Source organism: Streptomyces sp. NPDC001700 (assembly GCF_053596435.1).
The window spans coordinates 533,063-548,568 of record NZ_JBSFGE010000002.1 but is presented as its reverse complement, the minus strand read 5'-3'; the positions used below and the strand labels follow the sequence as shown (position 1 = coordinate 548,568).

Annotated in this window: 1 protein-coding gene (cut by a window edge); it reads left to right on the top strand. The window is 72.6% G+C overall.

Translation table 11 applies throughout. The features are described from left to right. Positions 1 to 15,506 carry the 3' end of a type I polyketide synthase gene (locus ACWC5C_RS05320; RefSeq protein WP_450873860.1) on the top strand. The gene continues 23,563 nt to the left of window position 1, outside the view, so 15,506 of the gene's 39,069 nt are visible here — the last part of the coding sequence; the start codon falls outside the window, past its left edge; the stop codon is at positions 15,504 to 15,506.

Sequence of the window (15,506 nt, the reverse complement as noted above, 5' to 3'; positions counted from 1 at the left end):
CGTCCATCAGTGGTTCGGTGGGTGCGGCCGGGCAGGGCAACTACGCCGCCGCCAACGCCTCGTTGGACGCGCTGGCCGAGCGGCGTCGGTCCGAGGGTCTGACTGCGACGTCGATCGCCTGGGGTCCGTGGGCCGAGGGCGGTATGGCCGCGGATGAGGCGCTGGGGCGGCGGATGCGCCGTGATGGGGTGCCGCCGATGGCGCCCGAGTCGGCCGTCGCCGCGCTGCAGCGGGCGCTGGACCTCGGCGACGTCGCCGTGACGGTCGCGGACATCGACTGGGACCGGTTCCTCGGCGGGTTCACCGCCGTCCGGCCGAGTGTGCTGTTCGGCGAGCTGCCTGCGGCGCGTCCGGTGTCGGAGGGCGCGGGTGCGCCGCGTCCGGCCGCCACCGCCGGGACCGGGACGCTGGCCGAGCGGCTGTCCGGTCTGACGGAGACCGAGCGTGTGCAGGCGCTGCTGGAGTTGGTGCGTGCGCAGGTCGCGTCGGTGCTGGGGCATGGTGGGGCCGAGGCGGTCGAGGGCGGGCGTGCCTTCAAGGAGCTGGGCTTCGACTCGCTGACCGCTGTTGAACTCCGTAACCGGTTGAACGCGGCGACCGGGCTGAAGCTGTCCGCCACGCTCATCTACGACTACCCGAACGCGGCCGTCCTGGCCGACCATCTGCGGAGCGAACTGCTGGGCGCGGATGTGGCGGTGGCCGGTGGTGTGGTTGCGCCGACGGTCGCGGTGGCTGACGATCCGATCGCGATTGTGGCGATGAGCTGCCGTTTCCCGGGTGGGGTGCGTTCGCCCGAGGAGCTGTGGCAGTTGCTGTCGGCGGGTGGGGACGCGATTGCGGAGTTCCCGTCCGACCGTGGCTGGGACCTGGCTGGGCTGTACGACCCGGACCCGGCCCGTCAGGGGACGTCGTACACGCGTGAGGGTGGCTTCCTCTACGACGTGGCCGACTTCGACGCGTCGTTCTTCGGGATCTCGCCGCGTGAGGCGCTGGCGATGGATCCGCAGCAGCGGTTGCTGCTGGAGACGTCGTGGGAGGCGTTCGAGCGGGCGGGCATTGACCCGGCCACGGTGCGTGGTCAGCAGGTCGGTGTGTTCGCCGGGACCAACGGACAGGACTACCTGTCGCTGCTCGAGCGGGCCTCTGAGGGGGTTGAGGGCCACTGGGGCACGGGTAACGCGGCGAGCGTGGTGTCCGGGCGGGTGGCGTACACCTTCGGGCTTGAGGGCCCGGCGGTGACGGTGGACACGGCGTGTTCGTCGTCGCTGGTGGCCTTGCACATGGCGGTGCAGGCGCTGCGGTCGGGTGAGTGCTCGATGGCGCTCGCCGGTGGTGTCACCGTGATGTCCACGCCGGACAACTTCATCGACTTCAGCCGTCAGCGGGGGCTTGCGGTCGATGGTCGGATCAAGGCGTTCGCGGCCGGTGCGGATGGCACCGGCTGGGGCGAGGGCGTCGGCATGCTGCTCGTGGAGCGGCTGTCGGACGCGCGCCGCAACGGCCACCCGGTCCTTGCCACCGTGCGCGGCTCGGCGATCAACCAGGACGGTGCGTCGAATGGTCTGACGGCTCCGAATGGTCCGTCGCAGCAGCGGGTCATCCGGCAGGCGCTGACCAGCGCCGGGCTGACGACCGGCGATGTGGATGTGGTCGAGGCGCACGGTACGGGTACGACGCTGGGCGACCCGATCGAGGCGCAGGCGCTGCTGGCCACGTACGGGCGCGACCGGTCCGGTCAGCCGTTGTGGCTGGGGTCCATCAAGTCGAACATCGGGCACACGCAGGCTGCGGCCGGTGTCGCGGGCATCATCAAGATGGTGCTGGCCATGCGGCATGGCGTGTTGCCGCAGACGCTGCATGTGGATGAGCCGTCGCCGCACGTGGATTGGTCGGCGGGCGCGGTCGCGCTGCTGACGGAGCAGACGGAGTGGCCGGAGACGGGCCGTCTGCGCCGCGCCGGTATCTCCTCGTTCGGCATCAGTGGTACCAACGCGCACACCATCATCGAGCAGGCCCCGGCAAGCGACGAACCGACCGAGGCGCCTGAGCGGAACGGGCTCGGCGGCCTCCTGCCGTTCGTCCTGTCGGCCAAGAACGCCGAGGCGCTGCGGGAGCAGGCCGCGCGACTGCGCACTCACATCGAGGCGCGTCCGGAAGCGGCACCGCTCGATGTCGCCCATGCCTTGGCTGTTGGGCGGGCTGCGTTGGAGCGGCGTGCGGTGGTCAGCGTTGGTGGCCGGGATGAGCTGCTGCGGGCGCTTGATGTGCTGGCTGCGGGTGAGTCCGCGCCGGGTGTGGTCGAGGGGATGGTCGCTGAGGGCGGCAAGGTGGCGTTCCTGTTCACGGGGCAGGGGAGCCAGCGGTTGGGGATGGGGCGTGAGCTGTACGACGCCTATCCGGTGTTCGCCGATGCCCTGGACGCGGTGTGTGCACATCTGGATCTGCACCTTGAGCGGCCGCTGCGGGATGTGCTGTTCGGGGACGACGCCGAGGCGTTGGACCAGACCGGTTTCACCCAGCCCGCGCTGTTCGCCATCGAGGTGGCGTTGTTCCGGCTGGTCGAGGCGTGGGGTCTGCGGCCCGACTTCCTGTCCGGGCATTCGATTGGTGAGCTTGCTGCCGCGCATGTGGCGGGTGTGTTGTCGCTTGCGGACGCCGCGAAGCTGGTGGCGGCGCGTGGGCGGTTGATGCAGGAGCTTCCGGCCGGTGGCGCGATGATCGCGGTGCAGGCCTCGGAGGACGAGGTGGCGCCGCTGCTCACCGAGCGGGTGAGCATCGCCGCGCTCAACGGGCCGTCGTCCGTGGTCATCGCGGGTGACGAGGACGCGGCGCTGGAGATCGCGGCAGGCTTCGAGGCGCAGGGTCGGAAGACCAAGCGGCTCACCGTCAGCCATGCGTTCCACTCGCCGCGCATGGACGGGATGCTGGGCGCGTTCCGCGAGGTCGCGCAGGAGCTGTCGTACGAGGCTCCGCGCATTCCGATCGTGTCCAACCTGACCGGTGCCGTGGTGTCCGCCGAGGAGATCACCAGCGCTGACTTCTGGGTGCGCCACGTCCGCGAGGCGGTCCGTTTCCTCGATGGCGTAAGGACGTTGGAAGCGCAGGGTGTCACGACCTTCGTCGAGCTGGGCCCCGATGGGGTGCTCAGCGCCATGGCGCAGGAGTGCGTGACCGGCGACGACGCCGCGTTCGCCGCCGTCTGCCGCAAGGATCGACCCGAGGCCGAGGCGCTGCTGTCGGCCGTCGCGCGGGCGTATGTGCGTGGGGTGACGCCGGACTGGACGGCTGTCTTCGCCGGGGCCGGTGCGCGGCGCGTGGAGCTGCCGACGTACGCCTTCCAGCGCCAGCGGTACTGGCCCAGCGCCGCCGCCCTCGCGGTGGGCGATCTGGAGTCGGTCGGCCTGGGTGACATCGAGCATCCGCTGCTCGGTGCCGCCGTCGCGCTCGCGGATGACGATGGCTATCTGTTCACGGGAGTGCTTTCCCCGCGCACGCATCCGTGGTTGGCGGATCACGAGGTCATGGACACCGTGCTGCTGCCCGGTACGGCCTTCGTGGAGCTGGTGTGTGCTGCCGGAGCCCAGGTGGGTTGTGAGCGGTTGGACGAGCTGGCGCTGGAGGCCCCGCTTGTGCTGCCGGAGCACACCGGGGTGCGGGTACAGCTGGTCGTGGAGGGGCCGGACGAGTCTGGCCGCCGTTCGTTCAGTCTGCACTCGCGGCGGCAGGACGCGCTCGGGACGGAGCCGTGGACGCGGCATGCCACCGGTGTGCTCGCGGTCGGGGTCCGGGGCGCTGAGCTGGATGAGCTGAGTGTCTGGCCGCCGCAGGGTGCCACACAGGTCGCGGTCGACGGGCTGTACGAGGAGCTGGCGGGCGCGGGACTCGGCTATGGGCCGGTGTTCCGTGGGCTCAGGGGCGCCTGGCGGCTTGGCGACGACCTGTACGCCGAGGTCGGCTTCCCTGAGGACGCGGTGACGTCGGGCGCGGAAGCCGAGCGGTTCGGGTTGCACCCGGCGCTGCTGGACGCCGCGCTGCATGCCCTCGGCGCTGAGGGCGTCGACCACGACGCGGCGTCGTCGGAGGGCGCGCTGCTTCCGTTCGCGTGGAGTGGTGTGCAGTTGCACGCGGCGGGAGCCGGTGTGCTGCGGGTGCGGCTGTCCGAGCAGTCGTCGTCGAACGATGTGTCGCTGCTGGTGGCCGACGGTACGGGGCGTGCGGTGGCCACGGTGGAGTCCGTGGCGCTGCGCCCGGCCTCGGCCAACCACGTGCACGCGGCGCGGGGCGGGGTGCATGAGTCGCTGTTCCAGCTGGAGTGGACGGCGGTTCCGGCACCCGTGACGGGTGCGGCCACGGGCGAGTGGGCGGTGCTCGGCGCGGATGCCGGGCAACTGGCCGCGCTGAACGGTGCGTTCGGGCCTGGGGTCCGGCTCGCCGCGTACGGTGATCTGGCGGCGCTCGGTACGGCGGTGGACGCCGGGGCGGCCGTGCCGGACACGGTGCTGCTGGCCGGTCTCGGTGACGGTGGCGGCGACGCACCGGCCGTGCACGAGGCGACGCAGGCCATGCTTTCTACTCTGCAGTCGTGGCTGGCCGATGAGCGGTTTGCCGGGGCGCGGCTGGTGCTGCTGACGCGCGGCGCGGTGGAGACCGAGCCGGGTGCGGGTGTGGCGGCTGATCTGTCGCAAGCCGCTGTGCGTGGTCTGTTCCGTTCCGCGCAGTCGGAGAACCCTGGCCGTCTGGTGCTGCTGGACGTGGACGGCGACGAGAGCTACGGGGTGGTGCCCGCCGCGCTGGGCGTGGACGAGGCGGAGCTGACGTTGCGCGGGGGTGCGGTGCTCGCGCCCCGGCTGGCCCGGTCGCCGGTCGCCGACGACGCCGACACCGTTCCGTCCTTCGATGAGCACGGCACGGTGCTGGTCACCGGCGCCTCCGGAACGCTGGGCGGCCTCTTCGCCCGCCATCTGGTCTCGGCTCACGGTGTGCGGCAGTTGCTGCTGGTCAGCCGTCGCGGTGCCGACGCCGATGGCGCGGAGGAGCTGGCTGCTGATCTGACGGCGGCCGGTGCCACCGTGACGTGGGCGGCGTGTGATGTGGCTGACCGTGAGGCGTTGGCCGAGACGCTGGCCGCCATTCCGGCTGAGCATCCGCTGAGGGCTGTGGTGCACACGGCGGGTGTCCTGGACGACGGCATTCTTGGCTCGCTGACGCCTGAGCGGGTGGCGGGGGTGCTGCGTCCGAAGGTGGATGCGGCGCTGAATCTGCATGAGCTGACGCGGGATGACGACCTGTCGGCGTTTGTGCTCTTCTCGGGTGCGGCGGCGGTGTTCGGCGCGCCGGGGCAGGCGAGTTACGCGGCGGCCAACTCCTTCCTGGAGGCGCTTGCCCAGCAGCGTGTGGCTCAGGGGCTCCCGGCCACCGCGCTGGCCTGGGGCCTGTGGGCCGGTAAGGGCATGGGCAGCACGCTGGACGAGGTCGACCTGCGGCGTATCGCGCGGGGCGGGGTCGCTCCGATCGCTGCCGACGAGGGGCTCGCGCTCTTCGACGCGGCGCACACCGATGGCGCGGCCGTGCTGTTCCCGATGCGGCTCGACTACGCGGGGCTGCGCACCGAAGCGGCGGCGACCGGTATCGTCCCGTCCTTGTTCCGTGGCCTGGTGCGGGCTCCGGCCCGCCGGGCCGCTGCCGGGGTTGCCACGGCCACCGACGGTTCCTCGCTCGCCCAGCGTCTCGCCGGGCTCACACGGCCCGAACAGGAGCGTGAGCTGCTGGAGTTGGTGTGCGGGCGGGTCGCCGCAGTGCTGGGGTACGCGGGTTCGGAGGCGATCGAGCCCGGACGGGCGTTCAGGGAGCTGGGCTTCGACTCGCTGACGGCGGTCGAGCTGCGCAACGACCTGAAGACGGTCACCGGGCTGAGGCTTCCGGCCACGCTGGTCTTCGACTACCCGAGCCCGACCGCCCTCGCCGGATATCTGCGTGAGGACCTGGTGGGTGCGGAGGAGGCCCCGGCGCCCCTCGTTCCCGCGCGGGTGGAGGCAAGCCCGGCAGTGGCCGACGACCCGATCGTCATCGTCGGCATGAGCTGCCGCTTCCCCGGTGGGGTGCGTACGCCTGAGGACCTGTGGGAGCTGGTTGCCACGGGTGGCGACGGCATCTCCGGCTTCCCGGTGGACCGTGGCTGGGACCTGGACGGCCTGTACCACCCGGACCCCGACCACGCGGGTACCTCGTACACGCGTGAGGGCGGTTTCCTGCACGACGCGGGGGACTTCGACCCGGGATTCTTCGGGATCTCGCCGCGCGAGGCGCTTGCCATGGATCCGCAGCAGCGGTTGCTGCTGGAGACCTCGTGGGAGGCGTTCGAGCGGGCGGGTATCGACCCGTCGACCGTGCGCGGCAGCCAGACCGGTGTCTTCGCGGGCATCATCTACCACGACTACCTGGCCGGGACCGGCGAGATTCCCGACGGCGTCGAGGGCTACATCGGCACCGGCAACGCGGGCAGTGTCGCCTCCGGGCGGGTGGCGTACACCTTTGGCCTGGAGGGCCCGGCGGTCACGATCGACACCGCCTGCTCGTCGTCGCTGGTGGCGCTGCACTGGGCCATCCAGGCGCTGCGCTCCGGCGAGTGCTCGATGGCGCTGGCCGGTGGTGCGGTGGTGATGGCCACGCCCGAGACGTTCGTGGACTTCAGCCGTCAGCGCGGCCTGGCCACGGACGGCCGGTGCAAGTCCTTCGCGGCGGCTGCGGACGGTACGGGCTGGAGCGAAGGCGCGGGCATGCTGCTCGTGGAGCGGCTGTCGGACGCCCGGCGCCATGGCCACCCGGTGCTGGCGGTCGTGCGGGGTTCGGCGATCAACCAGGATGGTGCGTCGAATGGTCTGACGGCGCCGAATGGTCCGTCGCAGCAGCGGGTGATCCGTCAGTCGCTGGCCAGCGCCGGGCTGACGACCGGCGATGTGGATGTGGTCGAGGCGCACGGTACGGGTACGACGCTGGGTGACCCGATCGAGGCGCAGGCGCTGCTGGCCACGTACGGCCGGGACCGGGATGGGGATCAGCCGCTGTGGCTGGGGTCCATCAAGTCGAACATCGGGCACACGCAGGCGGCTGCCGGTGTCGCGGGCATCATCAAGATGGTGATGGCCATGCGGCACGGTGTGTTGCCGCAGACGCTGCATGTGGACGAGCCGTCGCCGAACGTGGACTGGGCGGAGGGAGCCGTCTCTCTGCTGACCGAGCGGGTGGAGTGGCCGGAGACGGGCCGTCCGCGCCGCGCGGGCATCTCGTCGTTCGGCATCAGCGGTACCAACGCGCACACCATCATCGAGCAGCCGCCGGTTGTCGATGATGGCGAGAGCGCGGCGCGGCCGTCTGTCGTGCCGCCGGTGCTGGCGTGGCCGTTGTCGGCCGTGGGGCGGGAGGCGCTGGGCGAGCAGGCCCACCGTCTGCTCGACCGGTTGCGCTCCGCCGACGAGGACGTGGACCTGGCCGGGATCGGTTACACCCTGGCCGCCGGGCGTACCGCGTTCGAGGACCGTGCGGTGCTGGTGGCCGATGGTCGTGAGGGTTTCCTGCGTGCTCTGGAGGCGTTGGCTTCCGGGGAACCGGCGACGGGTGTGGTGCAGGGCTCGCCGGTGGCTGGCAAGGTGGCGTTCCTGTTCACGGGTCAGGGCAGCCAGCGGCTGGGGATGGGCCGTGAGCTGTACGAGGCGTACCCGGTGTTCGCCGAGGCGCTGGACGCGGTGTGCGCGGAGTTGGACGCGCATCTTGAACGGCCGTTGCGGGATGTCCTGTTCGGGGATGACGCCGCTGCGCTGGATCAGACCGGGTTCACCCAGCCTGCGTTGTTCGCGGTTGAGGTGGCGTTGTTCCGGCTGGTCGAGGCGTGGGGCGTGCGGCCCGACTTCCTGTCTGGGCATTCGATCGGTGAGTTGGCTGCTGCGCATGTGGCGGGGGTGTTGTCGCTTGCGGATGCGGCGGAGCTGGTGGCGGCTCGTGGGCGGTTGATGCAGGAGCTTCCGGCTGGTGGCGCGATGGTCGCGGTGCAGGCTTCGGAGGATGAGGTTCTGCCGCTGCTCGGTGGTGGTGTGAGCATTGCCGCCCTCAACGGGCCCACGTCTGTGGTCATCGCGGGTGACGACGAGGCTGTGGCTGAGGTCGCGGCGTCGTTCGAGGCGCAGGGTCGTAAGACCAAGCGGCTCACGGTCAGCCACGCGTTCCACTCGCCGCGCATGGACGGGATGCTGGATGCGTTCCGCGAGGTCGCGCAGGGGCTGTCGTACGAGGCCCCGCGTATCCCGATCGTCTCCAACCTGACCGGCGAAGTGGTCTCCGCCGAGGAGATCGCCACCGCCGACTTCTGGGTGCGCCACGTCCGGGAAGCGGTGCGCTTCCTCGATGGTGTGCGGACGTTGGAAGCGCAGGGCGTAACGACCTTCGTCGAGCTGGGCCCGGACGGTGTGCTCACCGCCATGGCGCAGGAGTGCGTGAGCGGCGAGGATGCCGGGTTCGTGGCCGCGCTGCGCAAGGGGCGGGTGGAGGCCGAGTCGGTGACGACTGCCCTCGCCACGCTGCAGGTCCGGGGCGTGGCCGTGGACTGGGAGGCGTTCTACGCCGGGGCTGGTACGCGGCGCGTGGAGCTGCCGACGTACGCCTTCCAGCGCCGCCGCTACTGGCTCGACCTGTCGACGGCCACCGCCACCGCCACCTCCGGCGCCACGGCCCAGGACGCGGTGGACGCCCGTTTCTGGGAGGCCATCGAGCGCGAGGACCTGGAGTCGCTCGCTGCGACGCTGGGCCTGGGCGACGAGGACAATGGCGCCCTGGAAGCCCTGTTGCCCTCGATTTCGTCGTGGCGACGGCGGCAGTCGGAGCGTTCGACGGTGGACGGCTGGCGCTACCGGGTGTCGTGGAAGCCGGTCACCGACCGTTCCACTACGTCCCTGAGCGGCCGTTGGCTGGTCGTCGTACCCGCCGAGGCGACCGGATCCGCATGGGCTGCCGGTGTCGTCGGGATGCTGAACGACCGTGGTGTCGACGTGGCGCAGGTCGAGCTGACCGCCGATGAGGACCGTGCCGCAGTGGCGGCACGGCTGACTTCGGCTGTTGGTGACGAGGCCGTGACCGGTGGTGTGGTGTCCCTGCTGGCCCTCGCCGAGGGCGACGCGCTACTGGCCACGGCTGCGCTGACGCAGGCCCTGGGCGATGCGGGCATTGGCGCGCCGCTGTGGGTGGCCACGCGGGGTGCGGTGGCCGTGGGTCGTTCGGACGGCGCGGTCAGCCCGGATCAGGCGCAGCTGTGGGGTCTTGGCCTGGCGGCGGCGCTGGAACTGCCCGAGCGCTGGGGCGGTCTGGTCGATCTGCCGGAGACGGCCGATGACCGTGCGGTGGCGCGGTTGGCGGAGGTGCTGGCCGGGGTCGGCGGTGAGGACCAGGTCGCGGTCCGGGCGTCGGGCCTGTTCGGACGCCGACTGGTGCAGGCCACCGCGTCTGCGGCGGACGGCTCCTGGACACCGGGCGCCGGTACCACTCTGGTGACCGGCGGTACGGGTGCCCTGGGCGCGCAGGTGGCCCGCTGGCTGGTGGCGAACGGCGCCGGGCACGTGGTGCTCACCAGCCGCCGTGGCCTCGACGCCCCCGGAGCCACCGAGCTGCGGGATGAGCTGTCGGCCTCCGGCGCCCGCGTGACCGTGGCCGCCTGCGACGTGGCCGACCGGGACGCGCTCGCGGAGTTGCTGGCCGGGCTTCCGGAGGAACTGCCGCTGACCGGTGTGTTCCACACGGCGGGCGTGCTGGACGACGGCGTGCTCGACGCGCTCACCCCCGAGCGCTTCACGACCGTCCTGCGCGCCAAGGCGTCCGCGGCGGCACATCTCGACGAGCTGACGCGCGACCTGGACCTGTCCGCGTTCGTGCTGTTCTCCTCGATCAGCGGCACGTTCGGCGCCGCCGGTCAGGGCAACTACGCCGCCGCCAACGCCTCACTGGACGCGCTGGCCGAGCGTCGGCGCGCCCAGGGCCTGCCCGCCACGTCGATCGCCTGGGGCCCGTGGGCCGAGGGCGGTATGGCCGCGGACAAGGGCCTGGAGCAGCGGCTGCGCCGTGGCGGTCTGCCGCCGATGGACGCCGAGGTGGCGATCGCCGCCCTCCAGCGGGCGCTGGACCTGGACGACGCGGCGGTGGCCGTCGCGGACATCGACTGGGCCCGCTTCGCACCGGAGTTCACCGCCGTACGGCCGAGCCGCCTCATCGCGGACTTCGCGGACGTGGCGCAGGCGCAGCAGGACACCGCTGGCGCGTCGGAAGATGACGGACTGGCCGCGCGGCTCGCCGGGCTGGGCGAGGCCGAGCGGGACCGGTTGCTGCTGGATGTGGTCCGTAACCAGGTGGCCGCGGTGCTGGGCCATGACGGTTCGGAGTCGATCGGGGTCGACCGGGCCTTCAGTGAGCTGGGCTTCGACTCGCTCACCGCCGTCGAACTCCGCAACCGGCTGAACGCGGCGACGGGCGTCAAGCTGCCCGCGACGCTGGTCTTCGACTACCCGACGGCCTCCGCCCTGGCGGGCTATCTGCGCGGCGAACTGGTCGGCGCGGACACCGCCGCCGACACCTCGGGGCCGACGGCCGCGACGGTGGCGACCGACGACGATCCGATCGCGATCGTGGCGATGAGCTGCCGCTTCCCGGGCGGGGTGCGCTCGCCCGAGGAGCTGTGGCAGCTGCTGTCGGCGGGTGGCGACGCGATCGCGGAGTTCCCGGCCGACCGTGGCTGGGACCTGGACGCGCTCTACGACCCGGACCCCGACAACCGGGGCACCTTCTACGCACGCGAGGGCGGTTTCCTCTACGACGCGGGCCACTTCGACGCGGGCTTCTTCGGGGTCTCGCCCCGTGAGGCGCTTGCCATGGATCCGCAGCAGCGGCTGCTGCTGGAGACGTCGTGGGAGGCGTTCGAGCGGGCGGGCATCGACCCGGCGACGCTGCGCGGCACCTCGGCCGGTGTCTTCGTCGGCTCCAACGGGCAGGACTATCTGGACTCGCTGCACACGATCCCCGAGGACGTCGAGGGCTACCTCGCCACCGGCAACGCCGCGAGCGTGGTGTCCGGCCGCCTCGCGTACACCTTCGGCCTGGAAGGCCCGGCGGTCACCGTCGACACGGCCTGCTCCGCCTCGCTGGTGGCGCTGCACTGGGCGATCCAGGCGCTGCGCCAGGGCGAGTGCTCGATCGCGCTCGCGGGTGGTGTGACGGTCATGTCGAGCCCCGGCGCGTTCATCGAGTTCAGCCGTCAGCGCGGCCTGGCCTCCGACGGCCGCTGCAAGGCCTTCGGGGCGGGCGCGGACGGCACCGGCTGGGGCGAGGGCGTCGGCATGCTGCTGGTCGAGCGGCTGTCGGACGCGCGCCGCAACGGCCACCCCGTCCTCGCGCTCGTACGCGGCTCCGCCATCAACCAGGACGGTGCGAGCAATGGTCTGACGGCACCGAACGGACCCTCGCAGCAGCGCGTCATCCGGCAGGCGCTGGCCGGTGCGGGCCTGTCGGCCGCGGATGTGGACGCGGTCGAGGCCCACGGCACCGGCACCCGGCTCGGTGACCCGATCGAGGCGCAGGCGCTGCTGGCCACCTACGGTCAGGAGCGGGACCCGGAGCGGCCGCTGCTGCTGGGCGCCATCAAGTCCAACATCGGCCACACGCAGGCCGCCGCCGGTGTGGCGGGCGTCATCAAGATGGTGCTCGCCATGCGCCACGGTGAGCTGCCGCGCACCCTGCACGCGGACGAGCCGTCGCCGCACGTCGACTGGTCGGCGGGCGACATCGAGCTGCTGACCGAGGCACGGGCGTGGCCGGAGACCGGCCGCCCGCGCCGGGTGGGCGTCTCGTCGTTCGGCTTCAGCGGCACCAACGCCCATACGGTCCTGGAGCAGGCCCCGGAGCCGACCGCGCCCGCCGAGCGGGCCGAGGGCGGCGAGCCGAAGCGGCCCCTCGTCCGGCCCGATGTGGTGGCCTGGCCGCTGTCGGCCAAGGGCGAGGACGCGCTACGGGCCCAGGCCGAGCGGCTGCGCACCCACCTCGCGTCCGACACCGGGCTCGACACCGTGGACGTGGCGTACTCCCTGGCCACCACCAGGTCCGCCCTGGAACACCGCGCGGTGGTCCTCGGCCCGGACCGGGAGCGGCTGCTCACGGGCCTCACCGCGCTCGCGCGGGGCGAGTCCGCCGCGCAGCTGATCCGGGGCGTGCCCACGGAAGGCCGTACGGCCGTGCTCTTCACCGGGCAGGGCAGCCAGCGGCTCGGGATGGGCCGTGAGCTGTACGAGGCGAGCCACGTGTTCGCCGAGGCGCTGGACGCGGTCTGCGCCGAGCTGGACCGGCACCTCGAACGGCCCCTGTACGACGTGCTGTTCGGCACCGAGAGGGAGTCGCTGGACCAGACCGGATTCACCCAGCCCGCGCTGTTCGCCATCGAGGTGGCGCTGTTCCGGCTGGCCGAGGCCGCCGGGTTGCGGCCCGACGTCCTGGCCGGGCACTCCATCGGCGAGCTGGCCGCGGCTCATGTGGCCGGGGTGCTGTCGCTTGCCGATGCTGCTGAGCTGGTGGCGGCGCGTGGGCGTCTCATGCAGGAACTGCCCACCGGCGGCGCGATGATCGCGCTGCAGGCGGCGGAGGACGAGGTAGCGCCGCTGCTCACCGACGGCGTGAGCATCGCCGCCGTGAACGGGCCCACGTCGGTGGTCATCGCGGGCGACGAGGACGCGGCGCTGGAGATCGCTTCCGGTTTCGAGGCGCAGGGACGGAAGACCAAGCGGCTCACCGTCAGCCACGCGTTCCACTCCCCGCACATGGACGGCATGCTCGCCGGGTTCCGCAAGGTCGCCGAAGGTCTGACGTACCACGCCCCGCGCATCCCGGTCCTCTCGACCGTCACCGGGCAGCCGGTGACCGACGAGCTGGGCATGGACGCGGACTACTGGGTGCGCCACGTACGCCACACCGTGCGCTTCCTCGACGGCGTCCGCGCCTTGGAGGCCCAGGGCGTCAGCACGTACGTCGAACTCGGCCCGGACGGTGTGCTGTCCGGCATGGCGCAGGACTGCGTCACCGACGACGGCCCGGACGACGTGGCCTTCGTGCCCGTGCTGCGCGGCGGGCGGCCCGAGACGGAGACGCTGACCGGCGCGCTGGCCACCCTGCACGTCCGGGGCGCGGCCCTGGACTGGGAGGCGCTGTTCGCCGGGACCGGCGCACACCGCGTCGAGTTGCCCACGTACGCGTTCCAGCGGCGGCGCTACTGGCTCGACGGCGCCGTGCGGCCCACGCCCGACCACCAGGCGCCCACGGCCATCGACACGGCCGACGCCCGGTTCTGGGAGGCCGTGGAGAGCAGCGACCTCACCTCGCTGGCGGACGCGGTCGGCATCGACGTGGACCAGCCGCTGAGCGCGCTGCTCCCGGAGCTGTCGGAGTGGCGGCGCCGTGAACGCGAGCAGTCCGCTCTCGACGGCTGGCGCTACCGCGTCACGTGGAAGCCGCTGGAGGAGCCGCGACTCGCCGCCGTCCCCGGCGTCTGGCTGGTCGTCGAACCGGCCGGTCGGGCCGATACCGTACGGGCTCTCGTGGACGCGCTCACCGAGCGGGGCGCCGAGGTCCGGCGCGTCGTCCGGGGCCGGGGCCTCGACCGGAACGCGTTCGCCGACCGGATCCGCCACGCCGCGGCCGGTGACCCCGTCCACGGTGTGCTGTCCCTGCTGGCCCTGGACGAGCAGCCGCACCCCGACCACCCCGCCGTGCCCACCGGGCTGCTGCGCACCGGTCTGCTGGTGCAGGCGCTCGGGGACGCGGGACTGGACGCCCCGCTGTGGTGCGCCACCACCGGCGCCGTCGCCACCGCCGCCTCGGAGCCGCTGGTCAGCGCCGCACAGGCGCAGATCTGGGGCCTGGGCCGGGTCGTGGCGCTGGAGCACCCGGAGCGCTGGGGCGGTCTGATCGACCTGCCCGCGACGCTCGACGAACGGACCGCCGACCGGCTGGCGGGAGTGCTCGGCGGACACGGCGACGGCCACGAGGACCAGGTGGCGCTCCGTACGGCCGGAGTCCTGGCCCGCCGCCTCGTCCACGCCGAGCGGACACCGGCCACCGGGGCGCCGTGGCGGCCGCGTGGCACGGTCCTGGTCACCGGCGGCACCGGTGCGCTGGGTGCCCATGTGGCGCGCTGGCTGGCGGACCACGGCGCCGACCACCTCGTCCTGGCCGGACGCCGTGGGCAGCAGGCGCCCGGCGCCGAGCAGCTGACGGCCGAACTGACCGCGAAGGGCGCCGAGGTGACCGTCGCCGCGTGCGATGTCACCGACCGGGACGCGCTCGCCGCGCTGCTGGACCGGATCCGCGACGCACACCCGCACCACCCGCTCACCGCGGTCGTGCACACGGCGGGCGCGGGGCAGTTGGCACCGCTCGCGGAGACCACCCCGGCGGACGTCGCCGATGTGGTCGCCGCGAAGGTCGCGGGCGCGGCCCATCTGGACGCGCTGCTCGGCGACACCGAGCTGGACGCTTTCGTGCTCTTCTCCTCGATCGCCGGGGTGTGGGGCAGTGGCGGCCAGGGCGCGTACGCGGCGGGCAACGCGTTCCTCGACGCGCTGGCCGAGCAGCGCCGCGCCAGGGGCGCCGCTGCCACCTCCGTGGCCTGGGGTCCGTGGGCGGACGGCGGACTCGTCGCCGACGACGAGGCGGCCGAGCAGCTGCGCCGCCTCGGCCTGCCGGTGATGGCCCCGCGTTCCGCCATCGCCGCCCTGCAGCAGGCGCTGGACCGGAACGACACCGCCGTCACCGTCGCCGACGTCGACTGGGACCGCTTCGCCACCACCTTCACGGTGGCCCGCCCCCGTCCGCTGATCGCCGATCTGCCCGAGGTCGTCCGCGCCCTCGCGGCGGACCCGGCCGAGGGCGCGGACGACGGGAGCGCCGAGGCACCGGCGGAGTCCCTGCGGCAGCGGCTCGCGGGGCTCACCGGGCCCGAGGCCGACCGCGTCCTGCTCGACCTCGTGCGTACGGAGGTCGCCGCCGTCCTCGGACACGACGACACCACGGGCGTCGAGGCGGGCCGGGCGTTCAAGGAGCTGGGCTTCGACTCGCTGACCGCCGTCGAACTCCGCAACCGGCTGAACGCGGCGACCGGGCTGAAGCTCACCGCCACCCTGGTCTTCGACCATCCGTCGCCCCGCGTGCTCGCGGACCAGCTGCGCGCCGACCTCCTGGGCGAGGACACCACACCGGAACTCCCGGCCCTCGCGGAAATCGACAAGCTGGAATTCACCCTCTCGAACGTGTCCGACGACGCGGCGGAACGCGAGCGGGTCACGGCCCGGCTCGAAGCGCTGCTGCGAAAGTGGAACGAGACCGAGAACGCGGCGGTCGGCGACGGCGCCGACGAGGACGAACGTGACCTGGACTCCGCCTCCGCCGAAGACATCTTCGACATCATCAACTCTGAATTCGGAAGGTCCTGA